26 protein-coding genes and 3 pseudogenes are annotated in these 24,243 nt (G+C 40.5%); 21 read left to right on the top strand and 8 right to left on the bottom strand.

Annotation, left to right across the window (positions count from 1 at the left end; all coding sequences use genetic code 11):
• Window positions 1-77 precede the first annotated feature (77 nt).
• Window positions 78-278 carry a hypothetical protein gene (locus BN349_RS06500; RefSeq protein ID WP_019241475.1) on the top strand — a complete coding sequence of 67 codons (201 nt, stop codon included), beginning with the start codon at window positions 78-80 and terminating at the stop codon, window positions 276-278.
• Window positions 279-579: 301 nt separating this feature from the next.
• Window positions 580-780 (top strand): hypothetical protein, encoded by a 201-nt coding sequence (locus BN349_RS06505; protein WP_019241476.1) that lies wholly within the window; start codon window positions 580-582, stop codon window positions 778-780.
• A 38-nt stretch (window positions 781-818) separates the two neighbouring features.
• Here the strand turns inward: BN349_RS06505 and BN349_RS24800 are convergent, their stop codons facing one another.
• The 5 genes and pseudogenes from BN349_RS24800 to BN349_RS25845 all read right to left on the bottom strand — a co-directional run bounded on the left by BN349_RS24800 (window position 819) and on the right by BN349_RS25845 (window position 4,584).
• Window positions 819-1,136, bottom strand: a complete 318-nt coding sequence (locus tag BN349_RS24800) for a hypothetical protein (protein WP_019241477.1) — start codon at window positions 1,134-1,136, stop codon at window positions 819-821.
• A gap of 183 nt (window positions 1,137-1,319) precedes the next feature.
• Window positions 1,320-1,952 (bottom strand): MBL fold metallo-hydrolase, encoded by a 633-nt coding sequence (locus tag BN349_RS06515; protein WP_019241478.1) that lies wholly within the window; start codon window positions 1,950-1,952, stop codon window positions 1,320-1,322.
• Between the two features lie 493 nt (window positions 1,953-2,445).
• A pseudogene (locus BN349_RS23510) lies at window positions 2,446-2,976 on the bottom strand (DUF3898 domain-containing protein); the annotation flags it as partial.
• A 99-nt stretch (window positions 2,977-3,075) separates the two neighbouring features.
• Window positions 3,076-4,203: a tyrosine-type recombinase/integrase gene (locus tag BN349_RS06535; RefSeq protein WP_026089204.1), complete on the bottom strand. Its 1,128-nt coding sequence runs from the start codon at window positions 4,201-4,203 to the stop codon at window positions 3,076-3,078.
• 222 nt (window positions 4,204-4,425) lie between these two features.
• On the bottom strand, window positions 4,426-4,584 hold the full coding sequence (locus BN349_RS25845; protein ID WP_019241482.1) for a hypothetical protein: 159 nt from the start codon (window positions 4,582-4,584) through the stop codon (window positions 4,426-4,428).
• Between the two features lie 194 nt (window positions 4,585-4,778).
• Between BN349_RS25845 and BN349_RS06545 the strand changes: the two genes are divergently transcribed.
• Window positions 4,779-5,315, top strand: a complete 537-nt coding sequence (locus BN349_RS06545) for a helix-turn-helix domain-containing protein (protein ID WP_198286492.1) — start codon at window positions 4,779-4,781, stop codon at window positions 5,313-5,315.
• 430 nt (window positions 5,316-5,745) lie between these two features.
• Here BN349_RS06545 and BN349_RS06550 read toward each other — a convergent pair whose 3' ends face one another.
• On the bottom strand, window positions 5,746-5,973 hold the full coding sequence (locus BN349_RS06550) for a helix-turn-helix transcriptional regulator (RefSeq protein WP_026089205.1): 228 nt from the start codon (window positions 5,971-5,973) through the stop codon (window positions 5,746-5,748).
• A gap of 227 nt (window positions 5,974-6,200) precedes the next feature.
• On the opposite strand from BN349_RS06550, the gene BN349_RS06555 reads away from it, so the two are divergent.
• The 4 genes and pseudogenes from BN349_RS06555 to BN349_RS26290 form a co-directional block, all read left to right on the top strand.
• Window positions 6,201-7,496 (top strand): FtsK/SpoIIIE domain-containing protein, encoded by a 1,296-nt coding sequence (locus BN349_RS06555; protein ID WP_019241485.1) that lies wholly within the window; start codon window positions 6,201-6,203, stop codon window positions 7,494-7,496.
• Complete coding sequence (locus tag BN349_RS06560; protein WP_051024203.1) at window positions 7,429-8,016, top strand: replication-relaxation family protein; 588 nt, start codon at window positions 7,429-7,431, stop codon at window positions 8,014-8,016. The genes BN349_RS06555 and BN349_RS06560 overlap by 68 nt, the downstream gene beginning before the upstream one ends.
• A gap of 12 nt (window positions 8,017-8,028) precedes the next feature.
• Window positions 8,029-8,487: a hypothetical protein gene (locus BN349_RS23515; RefSeq protein ID WP_019241487.1), complete on the top strand. Its 459-nt coding sequence runs from the start codon at window positions 8,029-8,031 to the stop codon at window positions 8,485-8,487.
• A 351-nt stretch (window positions 8,488-8,838) separates the two neighbouring features.
• Window positions 8,839-9,006: pseudogene (locus tag BN349_RS26290) on the top strand (ParB N-terminal domain-containing protein); the annotation flags it as partial.
• A 557-nt stretch (window positions 9,007-9,563) separates the two neighbouring features.
• On the opposite strand, the gene BN349_RS26105 reads toward BN349_RS26290, so the two are convergent.
• On the bottom strand, window positions 9,564-9,776 hold the full coding sequence (locus BN349_RS26105; RefSeq protein ID WP_019241488.1) for a helix-turn-helix domain-containing protein: 213 nt from the start codon (window positions 9,774-9,776) through the stop codon (window positions 9,564-9,566).
• A 417-nt stretch (window positions 9,777-10,193) separates the two neighbouring features.
• Here BN349_RS26105 and BN349_RS06575 point away from each other — a divergent pair, with 417 nt between their 5' ends.
• The 11 genes and pseudogenes from BN349_RS06575 (at window position 10,194) to BN349_RS06630 (ending at window position 19,342) form a co-directional block, all read left to right on the top strand.
• A complete protein-coding gene (locus BN349_RS06575) occupies window positions 10,194-10,442 on the top strand; it encodes a hypothetical protein (RefSeq protein ID WP_019241490.1) in 249 nt (82 codons plus the stop codon).
• A complete protein-coding gene (locus BN349_RS06580; protein ID WP_019241491.1) occupies window positions 10,439-10,816 on the top strand; it encodes a hypothetical protein in 378 nt (125 codons plus the stop codon). The genes BN349_RS06575 and BN349_RS06580 overlap by 4 nt, the downstream gene beginning before the upstream one ends.
• A gap of 144 nt (window positions 10,817-10,960) precedes the next feature.
• Entirely contained in the window at window positions 10,961-11,434 is a 474-nt protein-coding gene (locus BN349_RS06585; protein WP_019241492.1) for a hypothetical protein, read from the top strand.
• A gap of 719 nt (window positions 11,435-12,153) precedes the next feature.
• Window positions 12,154-12,669 (top strand): helix-turn-helix domain-containing protein, encoded by a 516-nt coding sequence (locus BN349_RS06595; protein ID WP_019241494.1) that lies wholly within the window; start codon window positions 12,154-12,156, stop codon window positions 12,667-12,669.
• Between the two features lie 37 nt (window positions 12,670-12,706).
• Window positions 12,707-13,150, top strand: a complete 444-nt coding sequence (locus BN349_RS06600) for a DUF3102 domain-containing protein (protein WP_019241495.1) — start codon at window positions 12,707-12,709, stop codon at window positions 13,148-13,150.
• A 1,521-nt stretch (window positions 13,151-14,671) separates the two neighbouring features.
• Window positions 14,672-15,907 (top strand): hypothetical protein, encoded by a 1,236-nt coding sequence (locus BN349_RS06605; RefSeq protein ID WP_019241496.1) that lies wholly within the window; start codon window positions 14,672-14,674, stop codon window positions 15,905-15,907.
• 418 nt (window positions 15,908-16,325) lie between these two features.
• Window positions 16,326-17,258: a hypothetical protein gene (locus tag BN349_RS06610; RefSeq protein WP_019241497.1), complete on the top strand. Its 933-nt coding sequence runs from the start codon at window positions 16,326-16,328 to the stop codon at window positions 17,256-17,258.
• 319 nt (window positions 17,259-17,577) lie between these two features.
• A pseudogene (locus tag BN349_RS26850) lies at window positions 17,578-17,817 on the top strand (helix-turn-helix domain-containing protein); the annotation flags it as partial.
• Between the two features lie 15 nt (window positions 17,818-17,832).
• A complete protein-coding gene (locus BN349_RS26295; RefSeq protein ID WP_232423522.1) occupies window positions 17,833-18,054 on the top strand; it encodes a hypothetical protein in 222 nt (73 codons plus the stop codon).
• A gap of 237 nt (window positions 18,055-18,291) precedes the next feature.
• Window positions 18,292-18,681, top strand: a complete 390-nt coding sequence (locus BN349_RS06625; protein WP_019241500.1) for a helix-turn-helix domain-containing protein — start codon at window positions 18,292-18,294, stop codon at window positions 18,679-18,681.
• 439 nt (window positions 18,682-19,120) lie between these two features.
• On the top strand, window positions 19,121-19,342 hold the full coding sequence (locus BN349_RS06630) for a hypothetical protein (protein WP_019241501.1): 222 nt from the start codon (window positions 19,121-19,123) through the stop codon (window positions 19,340-19,342).
• Window positions 19,343-19,453: 111 nt separating this feature from the next.
• Here the strand turns inward: BN349_RS06630 and BN349_RS06635 are convergent, their stop codons facing one another.
• Window positions 19,454-20,005 (bottom strand): tyrosine-type recombinase/integrase, encoded by a 552-nt coding sequence (locus BN349_RS06635; RefSeq protein WP_019241502.1) that lies wholly within the window; start codon window positions 20,003-20,005, stop codon window positions 19,454-19,456.
• A 197-nt stretch (window positions 20,006-20,202) separates the two neighbouring features.
• Here BN349_RS06635 and terL point away from each other — a divergent pair, with 197 nt between their 5' ends.
• Genes terL through BN349_RS06650 form a run of 3 tightly spaced genes read left to right on the top strand, consistent with a single transcriptional unit; the run spans window position 20,203 to window position 24,229 of the window.
• Window positions 20,203-21,906, top strand: a complete 1,704-nt coding sequence (gene terL / locus BN349_RS06640) for a phage terminase large subunit (protein ID WP_148335308.1) — start codon at window positions 20,203-20,205, stop codon at window positions 21,904-21,906.
• Window positions 21,907-21,923: 17 nt separating this feature from the next.
• Window positions 21,924-23,399 (top strand): phage portal protein, encoded by a 1,476-nt coding sequence (locus BN349_RS06645; protein WP_019241504.1) that lies wholly within the window; start codon window positions 21,924-21,926, stop codon window positions 23,397-23,399.
• Window positions 23,396-24,229: a phage minor capsid protein gene (locus BN349_RS06650; RefSeq protein ID WP_019241505.1), complete on the top strand. Its 834-nt coding sequence runs from the start codon at window positions 23,396-23,398 to the stop codon at window positions 24,227-24,229. Before BN349_RS06645 ends, BN349_RS06650 begins: the two co-directional genes overlap by 4 nt.
• Window positions 24,230-24,243 lie beyond the last annotated feature (14 nt).

Raw genomic sequence — 24,243 nt, forward strand, 5'->3', positions numbered from 1 at the left:
TTTTTGAAATGATTGATAGTTGAAACATTATCAAATATACTATCGATACATCATTAGTAATCGAGAGGTGGATGGTTATGAGGATACTACAACAAGAAGTTAGCCATTATTATATGGATAAAAAATCGTATCCAAAGAAAATTAGTATAAATCCCGATTTGCTTTTACAATACAGAAAAAAAGGTTATATTAGTTTATCTCCATTAAACTCCAAATTAGTGATATTAGATATAGAAATTGAAGTGAACGACAAAATAGAAACATTTAAGTTAATTTAAGTGAAACTTTATAGATAACATCTCTTTTAGAGGTGTTTTTTATTAGATTTTTTAAGAGGATGATAAATGACTAATGATACATTTCATGTTGAAATAGCTAAGGTACCTGAAAAATGGGGTTAAATAGAGAAAGTGGGGTATTAATACTATCAAATATGTTTAAGAAGTGTTAAGAAATTAAGCTTTATGAAATACTTTTGAAAATCTTTTAGCATTTTCGGTACATGAAGGAATGAAGAATTGATTGTCGAGTTTTTTCCTTTTATACTAACGGTATTAACGATATTATAGGTGGTTAGTAATGAAAAGTATTGAAAAAGAAGTGTACAACTTTTTTGTAGATAACAAAACATATCCAACAAAAATCTATATTCATCCAGACTATTTAAATAAATTAGAAGATGACGGAGAGATTCATCTATCATCTAACAACACAAATCAAATGCTCTTAGGGATTGAAGTATATGCCAATAAAAACGTACATTCATTCAAGTTAAGTTAAAAGCACCTTTATGAGGTGCTTTTTATGTGATAAAAAAGTTAGTCTTTTAAATAATGATTATGAAACATCTTATCAATATTTATTACTTGAGTCATTAAGATGCGATTGATGCTCTTTCTTAATTCTGGATATACTTGTCCAACATAATCATTAGGTGTATGACAATAATACTTTTCTTCTAAATTCAATTTATAAGAGCATACCAACTCAATAGCAGGACGATTATTCGAGTCTACGACATTTTTTGAGCTCGTGACTATGACGAGCAAGTTTTTGTTATGAATGTAGATATCATTTGGATGATAGTCTCGTTCGTCATTAACCAAAAATACGACATTACCTTCTGCTCGAATCATTTCATTCACCTCGATATCACATTATATCAAGGATTATTAATTTTTGTATATGAAACTTGTAAACTCTTCTTTATTTGGATGTAATCAATCACATTATAAATAAAAACCACCATTTCGAAAGTGCACTACAATATCTAGTACTTACGAGATGGTGATTATGTATGTTTATTCTTAAAAGGTAGATTAATTACGAAAACTGATTATAAAAGGATTATTATTCATTTCATCTTTGATAGATGTAAGAGGTCCGTGACCTGGGAAAACTACCGTATCTACTGGAAGCGTTAATAGCTTATCTTGAATACTTTTTCGTAAATCAATCATATTTCCACCGACAAAGTCTGTACGACCAATGCCTCTTTTAAATAAAACATCTCCTGAAAATACATATCCTTCATCGCGTAAATAAAAAGAAACGCTACCAGGGGAATGTCCAGGTGTTTCAAGAACTTCAAAAGTAAAATCTCCAATTGTAATGGTTGACTCTTCTGTTATAATTTTCTCAGCTTTTCTCTGCACGAATGGTTCTTCCATATCTGAACCGTTTAAAGATGGGGTATACAACCATTCTTCTTCATTTTTATGTACATAGGCAGGAATATGAAAAGCGTCTCGAACGTCATCAGCCGCTCCAATGTGATCGGAATGAGCATGAGTTAACAAAATAGCTAATGGCTGTAATTTCTCATTCTTAATAAATTGAACTAATTTTCTTCCTTCATCGCCTGGATCAATGATAATGCATTGATTCTCTTCATTTTTTAATATGTAACAGTTTGCTGCATAGGATCCTAATGGTAATTGATAATATTTCATTGAAAAAAACCTACTTTCTATGTATTAATCCTAAAAACACCTTACAGAATAATCGAATTTAACCTCGATAAAGATGTATCTTCTTATCTTCCGTACAAATATCAGAAAAAATTTAATAGAGTTACAAAAGATATTCTACTATATTGTATTAGAAGGATAGATAGTGGTAAAGCGAATTGTTTTTGAACATGTATTGAATAGTTTGATTCCAAAGTCTATCTTAGAAACTGCAGCATTTCTAGAAAGCGATGAATTTTATATTAACTCAAACAAGAATGAAATTATTCTTAAATAAGGGAAGAAGCCACTTACGTTGGAAGAAGTTTTTGAAGGTTATGATGGCGACTATGAAGGGAAAGAATATGAGTGGAGTAAACATGTAGGTAAAGAAATTTTATAGATAACATAAGTGTAAAACCCACTAATATCATAGTTAGTGGGTTTTTCATTGTTTCAAGGGTGTGGTGTTTAGTTAGCTTACATTTTCCAATCCTTACTCCGCTGGATTCCTACCTTTAATTCGCTTAATGACAACATCCAACTCATCAGGCTTCAAAAACTCAATCGGACTAGCCGTTTTCTCGAAAATAATCGTATCAGATTCAATAATCGTTACATACTTGCCGTTCAACTTGGCTACGTGTACCGATTCTCCAAAATCCGATAACATGCCGTTTACACCAATATGGTCAAGTTTCATGCGTAGTTCTAAATCAGGTGTAATTTCAACTATAGAGGCAGTAGCTTCAACGATTTGATGAGTCTCTAATTGTTCTTTCAATTCTCGTTTATCACTAACACTCCAAATTTCCATCTCTTGCTCAAATTGCTTGAACTCTTCACTTTCATCTTCTAAGGATTCCATGATGGTTTCTGTCACCATTTCCATGACCTGAGCTTTCATAATTTCCGGCATTGGCTCATTATAATCCACATATTTCAAGAAATCCTCAAAATAACGAGCATGTGAGGATTGATGGATTTTTAGCTCGCCTTCCTCGACCATGCCTTCTTCGGGCATGTGCGTCACTATCCGTTCTAAACACGTTCATATCAACGATTTCTCTATACGAAAAAGTTAACGGTCACATATGCGGTCACAATTTGGCGCATAAAAATGCATTTACTCGAGTATCTCGTCGAGCTTGTCCGATACTGTTCGCTGCATATTAGGCAATACATGACTATACGTATTTAGCGTTGTTTGAATATCGTCGTGACCTAATCTCTCGGCGATCAATTTAACGTTCACGTTCTGTGCAATTAACATAGTTGCGTGTGTATGGCGCGTGTCATGAAATCTTATGCGCGGTAATCCTAATTGATCCGTTAAATTATAGAACTCTTTTCGAAAGTTGCGCGGAATAAGCGGCTGTCCGTCACGAGTAGGAACGACTAAGTCATTATCGTAATAAGTAGTGCGACATTTTGCTTTTTCATCTAGCAACTTTTCTCGATGTTCCAGCAACTCTATAACCAAACGTTCGGGCATCGAAACTGAGCGAATACTTCCTTCTGTCTTGGCGCCTTCTTTAATTTCGCCCTTTTGCGTAAGTGTCTGTTTAACGTAAATTATGCGCTTATCAAAATCGATATCTTGCCAACGCAGTCCAAGTATTTCTCCTTGTCGCAAGCCGGTCAATAGTCCAATTTGAAAGCCGATTAAACAACGCGTAACGCGAGGGATTTTAATAGATTCCCGCAAAAAATAATTTACTTGTTCTAGTGACCAAACTGTCATTTTCCGTTTTGTTCGTTTGGGTAGTGTAATATTTTCGCAAGGATTTTCTTTAATAAGTTTGTGAAAGACTGCATTCTTAAACGAGCTATAAACTATGCGGAAAATTAAGTGAATGGTATGAGACGAATAGGTAGTATCGTTAGCCAAAACGTTAACGAAATTTTGGATTTGGAAATGATTTATCTCACGTAATTTTAAACGACCTAGCGCAGGATTTATTATCGTGCGGAAGTACATAGTATGAATTTCATATGTTGACGCCTGTAATGCGATCTTACGTTCATTCCAATACTCGTTCATATAATTTTCATAGGTCGTATCGCTTAAGCTTAAATAGTTCCCGTCAATAACCTCAGCTTTAATTTTCGCATATGCATTAACTGCCTCGGCTCTAGTTGCAAAACCTCGTCTACGTATCTGTTTACGTCTTCCCGTTTGCGGATGAATGCCCGCATCAAATACGAATTCCCATTTTCCGGTTTGCTTATTATATTTTACTGCCACGTTAATTACCTCCTAAAAAGTAGGCATTGTAGCAGGCTTCCTTGATTTGTATTTTAGCATAGTTCGATAATGTTGCGTAATAGACGTATGTAATTGACACATTTTGCATGGGGTATTGCGCTGGGGGATTCGTACGGTAATGAGTAGGGTCTTGTATACGAAAATATAATGCTTATTAATTAAGGTTTTATTAGTGATTGATTTAATAAATAAAAAAGAGACTAGACGTTATTTGTCCAATCTCTTTTTATCTTCCATATCTTTTCTGATTAATAACTCAATGTAAACACTTGCTGACATTCCGAGTTTAGCGGCCTCTTCCTTAACGTAATCAATCGATTCTTGCTTTAAACCAATCGTCAATCTACTTTTATTTACTAGCGCCATATTAAAACCTCCAAAAAAAGATGATACATTTATGTTGAAAAGTGTCACATCTTTTGATACTATGAATGTGATTAGGGTACGTCACTTTGTGTCCACCTAATTATACCATATTTTAATATCATTTAGTAGAGGAGGTGTGTTAAATGGAAGTAATAAGTAAAGTAGACGAAATATTTGAACACTCAAACGCCCATATGCGAGACAAATTAAGGTATTTTGGCTGTCAATCTGCGAAAGTTATTAAATATATTTGCGCAAAGCTTAGAAAATATCGCGGTGAATTTTTCGAAAGTAATAAGACTATTGCTGAGGCTTGCGAAGTGTCTGTTCGAACTGTTCAAAATGCTATTAAACGCGCCGAAAAGCTTGAAATATTCGTAGTTTCTGAGAGAACTGAACTTACATTTAATGATAAAATGCGTCGTACTTCAAATTTAATACACCTACTACCTTATCAAGCGAAAGAGGTCGTTCGAAAGGTTGTTTCTGTTGCGCGTAAAGTAGGTAGCGTTCTGCGAAATAAGACTACTAAATCAGCAAATCGTCGTTTTGTCCGTACGGAGCCTGTACCGGATTGGTTAGGAAAGGAGCAATCGAATCCGAAGTTGAGTGAAGAAGATAAGGCGCAAATAGCGGATTTGAAAGCATTGTTGCGCGATAGGTACTCGGAGCAAAGTCCGCAGTCTGCTCGGAAGTGTGACCTTATTCGCACAAATCAGCCAAAAGTGTGACCTTATTCGCACAACCAAAAACACCGTTCCGCCTTACTCTCCCAACGGATACAGCGATTTCGGACATCAATTTATATCTTAGTCTTGTAAACAAGATTAGCGCTAAATTAAATAATGTGAAAACATGCGGCTGCGGCTTGCACCTTGCCGAACTATCTAATTAATACCTTTATCGCAAATTATTTAAAAGCCTAGCGATAAAATGATAAGTGCCGCCGAGCTAGTGTTTTTCTAGCGAAGGCGGAATGTTTAAAGTAATTGTGCGACGTAATAACAAGCATAAGATAAGAGGAGCTACCTTTCGAAAAACGCCATTTTCACGTATAAACACCGCATTATCAACGTTTTCCTTCGTTTTACTCCCGTTTTCACCTATGCAATATTTGACCCATTTTTGCGTTTGTTATGCAATATCTGACCCGGTATTTTTTCATATATCGAAAATGTCCGAGCTTTTCATATCCGGATCAATTTCCCGCAACACTTCGATTATTTTCTTCATCGTCACAACTGACGGATTATACTCGTTTTTCCCATTAGCCAGCCTACTGATTGTATTTCGACTTACGCCCGATTTATTGACAAGCCATTCCTGGCTAATGCCTCGTTCATCTAAAAACTCACCTAAGCGAGTCCTATTCGGCTTACCTAGTCCCATTTCAGAACCTCCACTTGCGAAAATTTTTATCATTACTTGCGAATAATGTACGAGCAGCGACTCATAAAGTAGTTCCATAAGTAATTCCATTCGACATGCTACTAGAAATTCCTTCCTAGAATTGTGATTGGAAGAGGCAGATTGGCGCTATGTAAACGTTAAAGCCCGTTTAACTCCCTTCCAATTATGCGCAACTATACTTCGTATATAAAAGGTGGTGGTGTTACGTGTTAGTGGAGGTAGTTACGTCAGCTATTGCGGCTGGTATATCCGGTTGGGCCACGCTCAATGTTCGCGGCAGCACAAACGATTGTAAAAAGATCGCGCAGATATTGTACAACGCGGGGCTTGTCGATAAAGATAGCGGAAAAGCACGCCCGTTGCGACCTTTGCGAAAGTCAAAACGAAATTACGGAACAGAGTACGCGTATAAATTTCCGATGGGTTACTCGTTCAAGGAATTCGAAAAGAAACGCGACGCAATCCAAGACGGCTTAAATAGTCGCTCGTTTATCGACGCTAGGACGTTTCTGCGTGAGTTAGTGAAGCTTAGGCTTAACGGAAAATTCGTGGCTGATTTACGCCAATTATTGAAGCAAAAGGAGGGAGGGCGCAAGACGGTTGAGCTAGATTTTAATGGTGCGCTAGTGGTGCGCGTCTATGAGCAAGACATGCCGATTTTGCTTGAATTTAAGCGGGAGTTTTTCGATAGTTTGCGCGGTTGGGAGGTATTAGTAGGGGCTACGCACAAAAGTGTAATTAAGCACGATTTCGACGCGAATACACACCTTATAGTTGCGGGTACTTCGGGCGGAGGTAAGAGTGTATTTTTAAAGAGTGTTATTACGACGCTTGTTACAAGGAAGCCTAGCGATGCAAACCTTTATTTAATCGACCTCAAAGGCGGTTTAGCATTTAATAGATTTCGTAAGTTGCCAAATGTGCGCGGACTTGCCAAGAATCCGACAGAAGCACTCGAACAACTGGCGATAGTGCAAGCGAAAATGAATGAAAGAATTGATTATTTGCTCGCGCATGGATACGAGGACGTGAAAGAAGCTGGCTTTAGTGAACGTTACTTTGTCATTATCGATGAAGCAGCAGATATTGCGCCATGCGACGAATGTACTTCAATTATTGAGGATATAGCGCGAAGGGGGAGAGCGGCAGGATTTACGCTTATTTATTGCACGCAATACGCAACCAACGCGGTCCTCAGCAGTCAGGTGCGCCAAAATGTATCTGCGCAATTGTGCTTCCGCCTACGTACTGAAATTGCAAGCCGTGCGGTTATTGACGAAGGAGGCGCGGAAAAGCTTCCGTTAGTAAAAGGGCGTGCGATTTATCGGAATGATTTAAAGACAATCGTGCAAACGCCGTATATGAGCAACAAGTTTATTGACGAAACTATTGCGCCATTAATTAATATACGAGCGCGTAAGGAGGAGAAATCGAGTGAAACTAACGAAACAACAACGAGAAGAACAGATTCTCTTATCATTACGGAAACTAGGCTATCTTAGTCGCAGTCAATTGAGCGCTTTACATCGGCTCGGAGGTGTCCGCAATACGAATCGCGTCCTAAAGAATATGGCGCAATACTTAAACGTTATGAGGCTACACGAGAATATTTATTATTTAAACGCAGAAGGACGTTCAATGATCGGGTGTGAGCGCGTATTTAAAAAGACCTTGCAAGTCGAGCACTATTTGCGTCGCAATGCTTTATTCATCGCATATAATCAACCTTCAAGTTGGCGAAATGAAATGAAGCTCGAAGTACCTGGCGAAGTATCAATTGTAGCTGACGCAATATTCAATAAGGACGGCGTAATGTGTATCGTTGAAATAGATCGTACTCAAATGATGACAGAGAATCGAGATAAGATTAAGCGTTATAAACGATTATTAGAGCTTGGCGTATTTAAACAGCCGCCAGCGTTCTTGTGGGTTACTGAGACACATTATCGTAAGCAACAATTAGAAAAGTTGTGCGATGGGATGCAGGCTCGTGTATTTTTATCGAAAGATTTTATCATCTAAGGGGGCGGTCGCATGTTTGGGAGGTATAAAACAGAGGTTATCGATTTTAAGGAGTTTATGGGGCGGAAAGAAGGTAAGGAAAATTTTCCACACCCTTCGACGAAATGTCTTAATGTAACAACGTCGTCGCATTTCCAACTATCGCGAAAACAAGCGACAAAACTAATCATAGTTACTGGCGCAATACTTCTATCAATAGGCTTTGGCGATCCAACTTTCGCAGCAGCTGGCGCAGTTAATGGTGCGATAACTCAAAAGGTTGTAAACGCATTTGATCCGTTAATACAACTTGTGCAAAGTCTCAGCTATCCGATAGGTCTTACGATGATGTTAGGCGGTGGGCTATACGTTATGATTGGGAACAGCGATCGCGGATTAGGAATGATTCAGAAGGCGGGCGTAGGGTATATACTCATACAGATGCTACCTATATTGATGGATTTGCTCGTTGAGATTGCGAAAGCTTTATAATCGTGTGTAACACTACTCGGTTGGGTAGTGTTTATTTTTTTTCTGTAAAAAAGTTTCGCATAAAGTGCGCGACATTATTGTACTAGGCTTATTATCTAGTGTAAGGCGAAAAAAATTTACGAAAAGTTGTGCGAAATTAAAAGCTGGCGCGACGTATATAGTGAGAGGCAACAAAACGCTAAAAATTTTACGCAGAAATCTACACAAACGGATATATTACTTACAGAAATTTAAGGAGAGGTGAACGGATTGGAATTGGTAGAAATGAAGCGAGGTGATTTCGCTCAAGTAATCGAAGTGGCAACAAGTCAATTAACTGTACACAGTAAACAGACGGACTTTTCGCCAATGATGTCTAAGAAGAAATGGTCGGTATTTGTAGCTGGTATAGCAAAAGAAGGTATCTTGCAACCGTTAGTAGTTACGAAAGGTTTTCGAGTTATTGACGGAAAACATCGTCTCAAAGCAGCGAAAGAATTAGGAATTGAAGGTATTCGCGTAATTGTTGAGGATATAGCGGAAGATGAAATTCCAAACTATATTGCAGAAACGAAACTTAGTAGAGATGATTTATCGAAAGGTCAGCGCGCATGTATCGTTCTTAACTTATATGAAGAATGTGAAGCTGCGCAAGCGAAATCGAGGATGTTGCTAGGAAAGACCCTAACACCAAATGGTGATAGGGTTGAGAAAGGTAGTAAGCAGAACATTTTAGCTAAGAAAGCGGGCATCGGCGGAGGTTCTATGGCGCGACTTATGGAAGTAAGACGTAAAAGACCTGATTTATACAGACTTGTTTTTGATGGGGCATATTCCATAGGAAAATCACATGCACAAATGAAAGCAGATGAATCCCCCGAAGAACTTCCATCTGAGCCGGCCGAATCCACAATCGAAAAAGTAAAAGAGGTAATAGAGGAATCTGATCGAGTTGCTAGTCTTATTCCACAAAGTGATGAAGATGAAAAGGGTGTATCTAATGTATACACCGTTGGTGGACTACGGAAAGTAACAATCATCAATGAAGCAGGTCTTTATTCCGCAATCTTACGAAGTCAAAACAAAAAGGCGCCGTATTATTGGTCGCCTTCTTTCTTAATTTCTAACAAATCTTCGATTTTACAATCTAACGCAGTGCATATTTTTTCTAAAGTATCGAACTTTATTCCGTCTGTTTCTTCTTTATATAACTTCGTTATTCCATTTCTATGCAACCCGGTAAGATTAGCAACATCGCTAATTTTAAGCTTTCTTTCGCCCATTATGCGAGATAAATGTACTTTAATCATTGGAATACCTCCTAATAATTTAATTATATGTTTTAATGTAAAAAATATCAACATTAGTGTTGACTTTGCACACTGCAGTGTGTATTATGTAATTAACACCACAGTACATAAAAAGCACACTATAGTATATATTAACGAGGAGGAATTAAAAATGATAATCGAACGTAAAAAGGTTCAGCGCAAAATGGTAACTGTAATTTTCCGATATGAAGGGGTAACATATCCGAGCGACATTGTTGATGGTGTACTTTTAGAAAACGGTAAGGTGTTAGTGTCTCACGAAGGTATTAGCATCTATGACGCGGAGATATTACCGGTCGATGGTTTTGTTCTAGTTGACCTGGATGTAAATAGTAGAGATTACGCCGATGGTGATAGTAAATTGATTTTAGAAATGGTAGCGGGAGGTGGTTTAACATGTTAATTTGGTTTAATGCAAATGGAAGCAAGGTGGATGTACAAGTCAAGGTAACTCGCACAATTGTAGGATGGTTTAATATTCGTATCGCAGGGGGCGACGATAACCATTTCGTTAATGTTTCGCCCGATCGTTTAAAGGAGCTATTTCCAGGTATCAATACTCGTCTGACTGTGGCGTGCCGCGAGCTCAAGGCGGAAGTTGCTGAGCAATTATTCGATAACGTTAAGGCGGTGGCGAGCGCATGAGTCTAGCGCAAGGTTATTTTCAGCGATATAACGAATTGTTCGAGGAAATCAAAACGGCATATGACCGACTTAGCAGTTTACAGTCCGTTTATGATAAAAAGATAAGCGTAATTTACCACGACGTAGAGAAAGCGGAATTGAATGAAGTTGTAGGCTTGGAATTAGCGCAAAGGTTAAAACGCACATTGCAGGAGCGCCGGATCATAAAAGATGAATTTGTGAAGGTGCAAGCGATTTACAATTTATTAAAGCAAGAAACGCCCAAAATAAAAGAGCACTACAACCGCGCTGAGCATAAAGGGTACGAGTTGCGCCAACAACTCAATACGACTCTAACAGCGGAAGAAGTGCTCGCTAGTCTAATAGATAATTAGATAAATATGAAGGTGAAGTAGCGCCAACTGCTTCGCCTTTTGTGTAACTCAACTATAGCATTAGGAACGTGCGTTCGCAACTAATTTATGATAAAATTAGAATTATTAGATAAGTTTTACTATATTTGGGGAGGGGTACTGCTTTTGGATGGGACAAAACCATTACCAAACGATAAATCGGCACTATTAGCCACGAAAAACTATGAAATGTTCAACCTCGACCTTATGCGCAAGGTATTTCCACGGATAATTGCCGAACATGACGCGCAATTTCAACGTAAGCAACGCCGTCCGCAGATTCGTGATATTATCGCACTATACTTTTACATATTATCGTATGTAGACGGCACTCACACGCGTAAAGACGGGACGCCTAACGAGCGTTTTGGCGCCAGCTTCCCATCGGTTGAGAAGATTAGCAGCGATTTAGGTGTTGCGGAAAAAAGGATTAAACATTTGGCGAAAATATTAGAGGCTAACGGATTGATCCGTCAAAAGAGAACATGGAATGGGAAGCGGTATTATCCGTCATTTTGTCCAAAGGTAACGGATGATGGGTATTTAGTAAGTGAGGACGGGGAGAAAGTTGTGCCTGATGTTTCTGTTTATAGCGCGTAAAAGGCATTAGAGGTCGGTTAGCAAACGGGCATTAGAGGCAGGTTAGCTAACAGCCATTAGATGCCGTTCTAAACATACCAAGTTAAACATACCAACGTAAAGATACCAACAAAAGATTACGAGAGTACAAGGTCAAAACCTTCCAACTTCGCACATTCGTGCTTGTTGGTATCTCTATAATACTTGGCGCAAATGTCTTTATATAAAAGATATAGCGATAATATAGACAAGGATAAGGTGGTTGTGGACGCCGGAGACAGTCGATACAAAATCCTTAATTTTTGCAAGGTTTTAGGCGTCCTGGCTGATTCGATTATAAAGTATAGGCAACGCTGTTTAGGAGGCTATTCGTGCGAGATTCTGACGTAATTTGCTAGGTTCATAGCGAACCTTACCTATAGTAGATGTAGAGCGTCGTGGACAAGCTGAAACTGATCCGATTAAGAAAGCAAGGATAGCGCAATTTCTAAAGGAATATTGGGGTGTTAAACAAGGAAATGGAAGTAATCAACATGACCAAAAAGGACAAAATGGAACTAATGCAAAATCTGTTTCCGACATTGCAGAAACAATTAGAGAAACTGAAAAGAGTTAGGACAAAATGGCATAACTGAATTAGCTGAAACTACATTGCAGAAACAAAACTTAGTCGCGACGATTTAAAACCGGGACAGAAAGCGGCGATTGTCATTCGATTGTATTACGAGGAAGAAAAGCGTATGGCTAGACAGCGTATGGTAGATGGAGGTAAGGGCGGTATTGAAAAAGGGGTTCCAGATTTGGAACACCTTAGAGATAGAGGAAGAATACATGAAATCCTCGCGAAACAAGCTGGAATAGGTACAGTCGATATTAAGGTACATCACGGGCTTACCGAAGAAGAAAAGCTAGAATTTGCACATAAGAATAACGTGATAACTCGTGAGATTAGTCGCGAAGAAAAGATCGCTAAGGCGATTGAATTGCGGAAGGAAGGGCGCTCACAAAGGCAAATTTCCGATTGGTTAGGGGTAAGTCACATGACTGTCAAGAGGTGGTGTGAGGAATATTCAACCGTAACAAATGTTACGGTTGAAAAAATTGAAGGGGACGACGGTAAAGAGTATTCTTCGAAGCAACCCTCATCCGCCGAAGTTGCTAAGCGCCGTGAACAAGTAAAAGAGTTACGTGAGAAGGGCGTCAAGCCTGCGGACATTGCTCTTGCGGATTCCGCAAGACCGCAACCGATTTTGTAGCGATTGGATTGCCTAATTAAACGGAGAGGTGAACGAAATGGAAATCGAAGCAAAGCGAGGTGGTGTTCTATCATCGGATTTAAATGTACTAACAGCGGAAATTAACGCTTATCAACGAGTAGCAGGCGAAGCAATTTTTGAGATAGGTCGTAGATTGAAACACGTAAAGGAAAACGACTTGGCGCACGGTGAGTGGTCGAAGTGGTGTGAGAGTATTGGGATGACCCAGGATTATGCTAGAAGATACGTCCGAGTTTTTGAAGAATTCGGAACAAAACGCGTCTCGGGACGTGATTTAGGACTGAAAGCATTGTATGAGATTGCACAACTACCGCCCGAGCAACGCGAGCAACCGCACACAATTCCGTCAACTGGCGCAACAAAGACGGTCGATGAAATGACAGTTAGGGAGAGCTTGGAGAAAAACGGACGATGTCGTCCGAAGAACTCGGTGCCTCGGGGCATCGGAAGCTCGGAATAAAAGCACTCTACCAAATCGCAACCATGTCCGAAGCTGTACTAATGATTATTTTTATTTGACTGGTACAGTAAGCTTCCGCAACGCTGGATTTGAACCGCGGTCTAACCCCTTGAAATAGCCGCCACGTAAATTCTTGTAAAATCACGGGGATTTAGGCGTTTTAATCGTTTGGGCGGTGTTACCATTCGAAGTGGTTTATCGTCGCTGATTTTACGTAATTTTACGCTTAAAACGTATCTATATACGTAGATCGTCCATACGAGCATTACTGAGTTAAATATGCGTCTTACAAAACCCCATCAAAATTCCATAGTTTTAGACGTTTTAAGTGCTTTCGGCGGTCTTTACCCTCGGAAGGACTTAAAAACGCTAAAATCAAGCGAAATCCAAGGAAAAACCATACGAGATATCCTCCGGTTGGTGGCGGAGTGTGTAAAAGCGTTAAGGTCTTGTTATAAAGTGCTCGGTTAGGGGTTGTTCTCTACGGCTTACGCCTACGTTCCAAGCCCCTTTATTAAAGTGCAAAGGCTTTTCCGCATACGTTCGCACCTTTTTTGTTCCCCAGCTTAAGGTGAGGAAACGAAAAAAGCTACTCCCGTACGCGGAAAAGCTTTGCGTTATCCAGATTTAACCCTGTAAGAGTAGTTTAAAACGGTTGGAAAGGCATTTTGACGCTTATAAAGTCCCCCTAAAATAAAAATATTTTTAAATGACAAAATAGTTCTTGACATAGTTTGTTAGTTCTGTTATTTTTAAAGATTTTAAGTTCTTTAAAAGATTTAAGATCTTAAGTACTTAAAAGATTACGTGAAAATCTTAAATTCAAGACATTCCAACTTCGGGAAAATCACCCTTGTTGGTACTATTTTAAATAAAATAACTTAATATCTTTTAAAAGCATTGCGATAATAGGGGATTAAATATAGGCTGTAAGATTTTAATAGTTTATTGGCGCAAGAAGTGGTTTGAATATATTTGTGTAATATTTAAGAGATACCGACACGATAGGAGTCGGAATGTGTTGTTATATTGTATTTTGATTTATTTAGAATCAGAGTAATACAGATTGTTTAAAAGTACTAATACAGTTTTAATTGAGGGTTAACCATACCTTTTTTTTGCTTTTACACACACAAGAACTGAGAAAGACGTATTATGCCTGAGTTAAGCTTACTTTCAGTAGTTAGTACGGCTTACTTTATATACGGCAGTCGCGTATAAAGTAGGGAGAAGGCTTGTTATTTTACGCTTAGTACGGTTTATATAATGAGGAAATAATTTAATTTGGTGGGCGTTTTATCTGCGAAATTATAATAGGAAGGTTAAGAAATAGTTGCTTACTTTTGCGCGAAACGTTACGTATTAACTTATGGAAGGGGCTTATTTTCGTAAATTTTAATTTATAGTGGTACAAAATGCCGAAATGTCCGCCTTATATATGTAGAGTATTTTTTCAGAGTTTCCGATTATACGGGAGCTCTTTTTTTATTGCCTAAATTTAATTGAAATGGAGCGATGTAAATGAACGAAATCACTGCGTTATTAACCGAGGTACTATTCGAAAATCAAAACGGCAACTATATTCCGAAGCATCCGAAAATCAAGCGCACGGTACTCGGACTTGTTTCTTCACTTGCGCAATACGATTCATTCGACGAAGGTGAGCTAATTGGCTCGTCTTTTTCTATTTCGTGGGAAGCGCTAAACAGCTTTAAATTGGCGGAAGGTGCTACATGGTCCGAAGTTATCGACGGCACTGACACGCTCAACCTAAATCGCGCAGTCTTAACGATATGTAAGCGCCTGGAACACGAACTACCAGCGTTAGCTAATCCGTACACTAAACGCCTCTATGATCCGGCAACCGGCGGCAAAACGCTAGTAACAATTAACTTCGAGTCTATCGACCGTCCAATCTACGACGAAAATGGCGAAATTAGTGGCACGATAGGCGACGATGCAACCGAGTCATTTTTCGCAAGCAAGTCAGGCTATGAGCCGACGCCGTTTCTCGCCTGGTTTCGCGCTGAGAGGCATAATTTTCTGACCGCGCGCCAAAACGAGTTCCTCGACGATATGACGAGCGTGTTGTTCGCAAAGGATAGCGATTATGTAGAAGAGCGCGACTTCGCTGAAATAGTCGGAATGCAGCCACGCGACCTTGACCGCATGAAGAAGCGAATCAAAGAGCGCACATTGAAAGCGTGGGGAGAGCGTCCAGAGTCGAAGTTGAGCAGACGTACCTTCACGTTGAAGGAGAGTTTAACTAGTTTACGAGAGTTTGTGGCTATCGCAGAATCAGACGAAAACCTGGCGGAACAGAACGCGCAATTATCGGAATGGATTCGTAGGCAGGAACGCTGGCATGGCGAAGATATTACCGACCGTATCTATGACGTTTTTGCCGGTGATTCGAAGGCTACGAGAGGTTTTAGTGCGTTCCTCGGCGGTAAGGTTGCGGTACTAGAATCGAGCGTATTATATAAGGTTTACGACGTGATTTTGACGGAGATTGAGCGAATAGAGGATGAGATTGAGCGCGATAGAAAAACCGAGCCAAAGTCGTTACGTTCAACGGAGATGACGCCGGAGTTAATGGCGCGAATGGAAGCGCACAAGGAGTTTAAGAGAACGCAGCCTTGCCTAGTTTATGGCGTGAAAGGAGAGGTTCAGCGTGAACTTCAGTATGAGCCGAAGGAATACAAGGTAATGTCGCTTAATGCTAACGGGATGGCGTATGATTTGCGAGAAAGTTAAAATGTAATTACTTCTAAAAGTTCGCGTTTTGTATCTATGTATTATGAAGGGGAATTTACACGAATATTTAACGAAAAGTTAGCGTTAATAGCCGAACTTTTGTGTGTTTAGTTACCTATATAGACGCCGAAAGAGGTAATTATATTTTATCTTATAGTGGATGGTCACAAATGAGCGTTTAGTCTGCTATATAGACGCCGAAAGAAGTTTTTTTATCACGTACTACCCAAAAGGCTAATTAGTCCGTTATATAAGCGCCGAGAATGCTTTTTTTATTTTTTTGTCCATCTGATTTTCGAGTACAAACTTATCCAATATCTAATATATCATACCGCAATTCAATAGTAAATACGCAGAGTCACGGAATTTTTTTTTCGTGGCTTTTTTTGCGTTGTCCAAAATTTAGGAGGTAATTTAAATGAATCTAATTCAAAGTAGAGACGGTAACTGGTACGACGAAATGGGAACGGAGCTTATTCACATTCCAAAAACGCGTAAATGTGAGCACTTATTGGACGAGGCTGGCGAAGTTGTGGCGAAACGTTGCGGAGGGCTGTGCGGTGAAATGTTGCCGATAGATAGTTTTAATAGATGTTCGAAGGGGTTCGCAAAGAAACGATCATACTGCAAGGCATGTGAGCGCAACAGAAAGGCAGCTAATAGTAGGGGCGAGAATGTGTACGGCGAACAAAAACGTCCAATCAAACCGAAAGCTGAGCGTGAGTACGATGAGCACGGCGTTTGCATACGGAAGGTCTGTCCAAGCTGCGAACAATGGCGCGATCGTGCTGATTATTACGAGCAATCCGGAGCTGCTGACGGTCTAGGAACGGAATGTCGTAGCTGTGTAAGAGTAACTATGCACATAGCTGTCGCAAAAGACCCGGAAAGGTATAAAACTTACGGTCACAATAGACGCGCAAAAGAGGCGGCTTTGCCTGGCGATTTATCGGACGAGCAGTGGAAGTCAGCGCTTGGTTACTTTGACGATGCTTGCGCGTTAACGGGTGAAACAGAGGACTTGCATCTGGAACATGCGATACCAATTGCGATAGGTCACGCAGGGACCGTGGAATGGAATTGTTATCCGATGGATGGATCGTTAAATTGCTCAAAATCAGCGTCAAACTTGTTCGAATGGGCGAAGGGACGCAAAGACATCGATAAGCCGAAGTTTAATAGATTAATAACGTTCTTGGCGGACCGATGCGGCTTAACAGTCGACGAATATCGAGCCTTCTACTACTGGTGCTTCGCCAACCCACGACTAACAGTTTCCGAAATTGAGGCGGACGGAGCAGACGATTCATTGACGATGTGGAAACGCAAAAATACCGAATGTATGGCATAAGAGGAAGTAAGGAAGCACGGCGCGTCAAACTACGCGATTTTAGGCGGTGTGTGTATGGCGCGCAGTTAATTTAAAACAAGGGAGCGACGCGGAATGAATGAATTTTATTATTGCTACTCTATTAAACTTCAAACCTTTATAAAAGCGAAGGGATTTCGATATATTTGCGCCGGACTTAACGAGAATACAATGCGCAAGTTTTGGCTGTACAAGCGAACTGATGAATTGCATGCGGTGTTAGATGAATGGGCAAAAAGTAAGCCCGATTAATTTAAGTAGATTGACGTTAATTTAAACCCTTATAAATGGAGGAATATGAATGAATAACGAAAGATACCCTTTTCAAATAACCGAATACTACTCGCCAGGACTAAACAGTCTTAAGCGTGTTTATACGCAACACCCGAAATTTAGTGGAAATGAACGCTTGATTTACGAGCTTCTATTCGACTACTGGAATCCGGATCAAGGCTACGCATTTCCAACGATTAGTCAACTTGCGATTGAGTCAGGACTCGGTGAGTCGACGGTTAAGAGAAGCATCGCGAAATTGAAGGAGCTGGACCTATTAGACGTGCGCGGGTCTGACGTAGCTAGTAACAATGTTTACATCGTAAAGAAGCCCGTAACAACAATCGAGGAGCTTGTCGCAAAGTTTCCTGAAGTAGTGGCGCATATGGAACAGCGTGTAGCTAGTATAAAAGGTCGTGAAGCTAGCGATAGGCAACGATTAAAGGACAGCGCCAAAAAGCCGAAAGAGGTTGCGCAAGTGGCCGTTGATGACTTCGATTGGTAGAGGTCAGTTCATTTTGATACGTAGGGTGAGGTCAAATTGATACGTAGGGGTAGGTCATTTTGATACGTTAAATAAATATACGTAAATAAACTTACTTAAATAAATATACAATTACAACTTCGCTCGTAAACTCGCTCGTTGTATCTATGTTATATTATCGCAAATGATTATGAGATAAAAGATATGAAATATACACCTACGGGTCATTTTGATACGTAGGGTTAGGAGGAATGAACGATGGCACTTAAAACACTTGGCACCGAACATTGGATCGCTATTAAATACTTAGCGCAACCTAAGAAAGGCGGTCTTACGTTTAAGCAAATCGCAGACGAATGCGGCGTCCACGTTAATACTATTGATAATTGGCGCAAAGACCCATTGTTCGAACGAGAGCTGAAGCGTGAAATCATGCGTAAAACAGTCGATAGGTTGCCGGAGATAATGGAATCAATTCCGAATCACATTATCAAGGACGGTAACGCAGCGCTATTTAAAACGTTGTTGCAGGCTAACGACATGCTGACGGATAGAGTCGAGGTTAGCAGCGGGAATAGTGACGGACAGTCGATCGAGGATATTAAGGCGAAGATTGCACGTTATAAGGGCGATTCCACAAGCGAGTAAAGTTGCGCACATATAATATGAAGGAAATAGGTGCAGCGGAATGTGAAACGTTGTGAATGACGACTATTACATCGGTTGCGCCTGCCTGGCGCGTGACCCCTCGAACTTTTCAGACGGGTAGTTATCGTTATGCATTATCTTATACATTATCGCTAATCATTGGCGGACATGCAAACGTTGATATGACGGCATCTATAACGATGTATAATTGCGCTAGTCATTCGATAATATGCCGAGGTAGCTTGAGCGTTGTAACAGCGCTGTTCGTGGCGAATGGTGAACTTAACACAATGTGATACTGTTAAATTCGTTATGCAGTCGATAGAATAGCGTATACATCGCGAACCCCGGCAAAGGGGGGCGCCCCATCAAAAACGCTACATCTAGTGCGTTTTAAATCCGCGAATCAAATTTAACTTTCGAAAAGGGAGCGATATTGATGATTGGTATAATTATAGCAGTAATCTTAACGTTTATTTTATATTTAGCAATTTACGAAGGTATTGCGTTAGGTATCGTTTGGGTCATAAATACGGTAGCCGACACGTCAATTAGTTACGGAATTGTGGGAGGTATTATATTCGCTCTATGGTTCGCGGTACTCCTAATTAATGCACTCGCTACTTACGGAGCTTATTCGCAAACTAAACGTAGGTTTTAGGCGGGAAATTAAAGGCTGAGAGACGTTTTAATCAACTCCGAGTGTATTCGTATTAGCAACGCCAATAAGCGCTATTTCAACGCAAAAAATAAGCGCCACATAAAGGGCGCCTTAAAGGTTAATATTCGCATATACTTCGTCGATACTATCTTGGTTAATACCGATGTATTTAAGCGTAATAGATTGCGCAGAATGGTTGAAAATCGACTGCAGCAGCGCAATATCAACGCCTTTTTTATACGCGTGATAGCCGAATGTTTTGCGGAGCGTATGAGTACCAATTGCGCCAATTTTGTCGGCAATGCCAGCGCGTTCGGCTGCGGCGTTAAGTACTTGGTAGGCTGCGACACGGCTGATCGGCTTGTTGTTGCCTTTACGCGACTTAAATACGTACTCATCGTCGCTAGCAGTTGCCGGTATTAAATCCGCAACGGCTTTTTTAATAGTGTCGTTGAATATAAAGCGTTTAGGCTTGCGAGTTTTTGTTTCTTGTACGACGATTGAGTCTTTGTTGCGAATGTCGCCGACTTTTAACGTCAGGATATCGCTAATACGCAAGCCGGAATTAATTCCGTAAGTGAAAAGCAGTAAATCGCGCCCGTGAAGGGCTTTTTTCATTGCGCTAATATGACGTGTGTCGCGGATTGGTTCAACGGTATTCATACGAACAACTCCTATAACGAATTTATCTTAATTTTCAATATGTTAAATTAATAATAACGCTATTGGAAACGATTGTCAAACGTAAAATACATAAAATTGGAAAGGGGGAGGTCACTATCGCATGGGTTAACAGTAGATGGCTCGGACGAGCAGAGCGTGGCGAGCTTATTGACACACTTACGGAATTAGTTGACGAGATGGTAAAACAAGAACAAGCCGGATCATTGGCGCCCGAAGAGTACGAAGAACTTGCGCTAAATATCGACGAGCTCGAACGCTTAAGACGAATTCACCGCGCGGAAGTTGACCTACTCTATTTCTCGCATGAATATTTTTCAGAAGTAAGAAACGAAGGCAACGCAGGAAATTGGGACGGTTTCGACTTAGCAGATGTAAGCGACGCAGCACAGTTCCACCGAGAGATATGTTCAGATATTGACGAAGTATCAAACGTAAATACTAACGAAAAACTAGTTGAAGCTGCGCCACGTTCACACGGAAAAAGTTCGTATCTAAGTAAAGCAACTCCACTGCGTGAGGTAGTTTATCGCAAACGTAAATACATTATCATCATATCTGAAACGCCCTCAGTTTCGGTACCAAACTTGGAATGGATTGCGGGGCAGTTGAAGACGAACACGAAGCTCCGAGAAGATTTCGGGCCATTACTTTCGCCAAAACAACAGATTAATCCGAAAGATAATAGCTCCGAGTTTATCGCCTGGGAAGATCAGGGCGCCGACTTACCGCCGAAGCTGTTAACACTCGTTCAAGCGGCATCGACAGGTCAAGCGCTACGTGGTCGAAATTGGAACGGTACGCGACCGGACTTAATTATCGGTGATGACTTAGAGGATATAAAAACGAACGCAGCTACGAAAGAGTTGCGAGAGAAATTGCGCGATTGGTTCAGTCAAACAGTAATGCCACTCGGCGACCCAAAAGGTAAACGTACGGCATTTATCATAATGGGAACGGTAGTGCATGAAGATAGTTTACTAAACGATTTGCTTCATAATCGTGCGGACTTTAAGTCGAAGAAATATCGAGCTATCATCGAAGACCCTTTACGCATGGACTTATGGGACGAATGTAAGTCGATTTACCAAAGCGACCAAATAGCTGTCAACGAGCGCGAAGCCAAAGCGCGTGAATTTTACGAAGCGAATCGCGAGCTTATGGACGAAGGTGCAATCGTACTATGGGAAGAGGTGCAGCCAATTTGGCGCTTAATGACTTGGAAGTGGGCCAACGGTTCGAAGGCGTTTAACACCGAGTACCAAAACGAGCCGAGAGACGAAGAGTCGCAAATATTCAATCCTAATACATTTCAATACTTCAGCGAATCTGATTTGTTGGATGAGTACGGTCGACAAATGCCATTGGATTTTTACGCGTTTTGGGACGTAGCAATGGGCAAAAGTTCGCGCTCAGATTATAACGCTATAGTAACTATCGCTAGAAACCGAATGACTGGCGTAATTTATATTATAGACGCATGGGCGAAGAAATGTCCGGCACACGAAGCGCTTAATGTCGCAGTAGATAAAATTAAAGAGTATGAGCATAAAATTTTCGCTGTTGAAACGATTGGCGCAGGTCATGACTTCTACAGACAATTGCGCGACAGATTAGCTAAAGAAAAAGTTTATAGTACGAAATTAAAGCCGATTGCACATCACGGAGCAAATAAAGAAAAGCGTATTGAAGCGCTAGAGCCGATGTGTGAAAACGGCTTTTTGCGTTTCCAAAAACGACAAGGTTTATTAATCGAACAGCTCGAACAATTTCCTGGCGGAAGGCATGACGATTTAGCTGACGCAACTGCCGGAGTTGTCAGCGTTATTGGTGGCGGAGGTAGACCACGTAAAACATTTAGATATAAGCCACGCGGCTTGTAATAACGGAGGTGTAGCACTTGAGTTTATTTAACGTAGGCGATTATTTTCCGCCTGAGGAACATCGTGAACGCGTTGAGAGATACAGAAAGAATAAACTTATCGCAATGGGGAAACATTGGACGGTTTTTCCTACAGATAATTTATCGGATCCACATAAAAAGATTGTATTAATAGCTTCGAACTTGCCCGGTATTATATGCAAAAAATCTGCGGACTTCTTATTTGGTGAGACACCCGTTTATAGCGCAGGTAAAGACGACGCTTCAACTGAACAAAAAGCGATAGAAAGACTAGTCGAAGAGAATGATTTACACATTACGAATTACGAATCGTCATTTTCAAACGCTTATAGGGGCGATTCTTTCTTTAAAATTCGGTGGGGGCAGAAATTCGGAGGATTAGAGCCTGAAGAAGTTGATCCGTACCGTGTTTTTATTGAGTCGCAAAAAGCAGAGTATGTTTTCCCGGAAACTTTACCGGGCGATAGTACTACAATTTATGCGTATCACATTGCTGTGCCGGTGGTTGTTGAAGGTACCGGCGATGAGAAATGGGTGTTAAATGTAGAATCGCATTATCCAGGACGCATTGAGTATTCAAGTTACGAGATAGAGCCGTTTCATCATTCATCATTTGAGAATGCAGTAACTGATTGGAAGATTATTAGAAAATTACAGACTGAGAAAGAAACAGTACTTACGGGAATAAACGAGCCATTAATTGTCCACGTTCCAAACTTTTCTACAGACGATGATTGGCAAGGAATTGATGATATTAGCGAGAATGAAACAATTTTCGCTGAGATAGATAACCGTTTAGCAAAAATAGCTGAGATTCTTGATAAACATAGTGACCCAGCGATGGCTGTACCTCAAGGCTCATTAATAGAGGACGAACGAGGCGAACCGATATTCCACGTTGGACGTGACAAGATATTTGAAGTAGAAAGTAAAAATGAAGTTATTCCTCAATACATTACATGGAACGGTCAGCTAGACGCGGCTTTCCGTGAATTAGACGTATTGCTCGATCATCTACTTATCGTGTCTGAGTTACCGCCAGTAGCTCTAGGTAAAACCGATAGTGGTACGTCCGGCTCATCAGGATTTGCTATTAAGTGGCGTATGAACTCGCTATTAGCAAAGATTAATAGAAAGCGTCAGTATTACGACAAAGCATTGAAATACGTATTAACCATTGCGCAAAAGTTAGAGCATGTGAATGCTGAAACAAAGCCTAACTATGAAGTAACAATTCCGAAAATCAAGTTCCAAGATGGTTTACCTAATGACGAGTTAGAAACTGCTAACATCACGTCTATTAGAACGGGCGGAAAGGCTACTCAATCACAGTTAAGCGCAATAATGGAAGTTCACGGCTATACAGAAGAGCAGGCGCGCATTGAATTGGCTCGTATTGAAGCAGAAGAAAAGGCGCAAGGATTCGTTGATTCTAACGTATTTAATACAGAAAACGGTGGCGATGATGAATGACGCAGCCACCTACACCAAACTATGACTATGACGTTGCTCAGCTTGTGAAATTGTACGAAAAAGCTATCGATAAAATAATGCGTGAACTAGAACGAGTTGACCTAGATAATTTCACACGCGCAAATCAATTAGCAACCTTAAAATCTATCGCTGAAATTCTAGAAGGTTTAGACTCTACCGCAAGTGTTTGGGCTTCCGAATGTATAGAAAAAGCCGTAAAGGACGGAATTATCAGCACCATTATTTCATTAGGTGTCGTTAAAACTGTCGCAGAAGCGGAGGACATCTTTAAGTTTAACCGCATTAATAAGGAGTTCGTGAAGGCAGCCGTTGCCGACACGCAGGCAGATTTATTAGCAGTTACACAAAACGTGGACAAGAAAGTCCGAGCCACAGTACGTAAAGTTAGCGCAGAGGTTTTACGTTCGAATTTAACGCAAGGCATAAACGGTACTCAGACGTTAAAGCGCGATATTACGGCGGAGTTAAGAAAACAACTAGGCGACTCACTGAATAGCGCAATTATTGACGCAGCGGGCAGAAGATGGCGACCTTCGAAATACGTAGAAGTATTAGTCAGAACGAAAATGATGGAAGCACATCGAGAATCGACTATTAACGAAGGAGTTTCACGCGGTGCACTTTACGGAGTTGTATCGAAACATGGCGCGAAGGATGCTTGCGGTAAATGGGAAGGTAAAGTATTGAAACTAACGCCCGACGCACCTGGCGACTATACGTATGTAGGCGACATACCACGCAATGAGTTATGGCACCCTTGTTGTAAACACCAACTTACAGCCGTGCGAAAGCCGGAAAGGTACGTGTAATCATTCGACCTGGC

Source organism: Bacillus sp. AP8, from assembly GCF_000321185.1.
In the GTDB taxonomy this organism is placed as follows: domain Bacteria; phylum Bacillota; class Bacilli; order Bacillales; family DSM-1321; genus Bacillus_AD; species Bacillus_AD massilioanorexius.

Coding starts and splice junctions, on each gene's coding strand:
- BN349_RS23515 (WP_019241487.1), top strand. CDS start 8,029: ATGTTTGGGAGGTATAAAACAGAGGTTATCGATTTTAAGGAGTTTATG.
- BN349_RS06505 (WP_019241476.1), top strand. CDS start 580: ATGAAAAGTATTGAAAAAGAAGTGTACAACTTTTTTGTAGATAACAAA.
- BN349_RS06595 (WP_019241494.1), top strand. CDS start 12,154: ATGGCTAGACAGCGTATGGTAGATGGAGGTAAGGGCGGTATTGAAAAA.
- terL (WP_148335308.1), top strand. CDS start 20,203: ATGGTAAAACAAGAACAAGCCGGATCATTGGCGCCCGAAGAGTACGAA.
- BN349_RS06610 (WP_019241497.1), top strand. CDS start 16,326: ATGAATCTAATTCAAAGTAGAGACGGTAACTGGTACGACGAAATGGGA.
- BN349_RS06500 (WP_019241475.1), top strand. CDS start 78: ATGAGGATACTACAACAAGAAGTTAGCCATTATTATATGGATAAAAAA.
- BN349_RS06630 (WP_019241501.1), top strand. CDS start 19,121: ATGATTGGTATAATTATAGCAGTAATCTTAACGTTTATTTTATATTTA.
- BN349_RS06575 (WP_019241490.1), top strand. CDS start 10,194: ATGTTAATTTGGTTTAATGCAAATGGAAGCAAGGTGGATGTACAAGTC.
- BN349_RS06600 (WP_019241495.1), top strand. CDS start 12,707: ATGGAAATCGAAGCAAAGCGAGGTGGTGTTCTATCATCGGATTTAAAT.
- BN349_RS06515 (WP_019241478.1), bottom strand. CDS start 1,952: ATGAAATATTATCAATTACCATTAGGATCCTATGCAGCAAACTGTTAC.
- BN349_RS06550 (WP_026089205.1), bottom strand. CDS start 5,973: ATGGGACTAGGTAAGCCGAATAGGACTCGCTTAGGTGAGTTTTTAGAT.
- BN349_RS06650 (WP_019241505.1), top strand. CDS start 23,396: ATGACGCAGCCACCTACACCAAACTATGACTATGACGTTGCTCAGCTT.
- BN349_RS06545 (WP_198286492.1), top strand. CDS start 4,779: ATGCGAGACAAATTAAGGTATTTTGGCTGTCAATCTGCGAAAGTTATT.
- BN349_RS24800 (WP_019241477.1), bottom strand. CDS start 1,136: ATGATTCGAGCAGAAGGTAATGTCGTATTTTTGGTTAATGACGAACGA.
- BN349_RS26105 (WP_019241488.1), bottom strand. CDS start 9,776: ATGATTAAAGTACATTTATCTCGCATAATGGGCGAAAGAAAGCTTAAA.
- BN349_RS25845 (WP_019241482.1), bottom strand. CDS start 4,584: ATGGCGCTAGTAAATAAAAGTAGATTGACGATTGGTTTAAAGCAAGAA.
- BN349_RS06605 (WP_019241496.1), top strand. CDS start 14,672: ATGAACGAAATCACTGCGTTATTAACCGAGGTACTATTCGAAAATCAA.
- BN349_RS06625 (WP_019241500.1), top strand. CDS start 18,292: ATGGCACTTAAAACACTTGGCACCGAACATTGGATCGCTATTAAATAC.
- BN349_RS06635 (WP_019241502.1), bottom strand. CDS start 20,005: ATGAATACCGTTGAACCAATCCGCGACACACGTCATATTAGCGCAATG.
- BN349_RS06580 (WP_019241491.1), top strand. CDS start 10,439: ATGAGTCTAGCGCAAGGTTATTTTCAGCGATATAACGAATTGTTCGAG.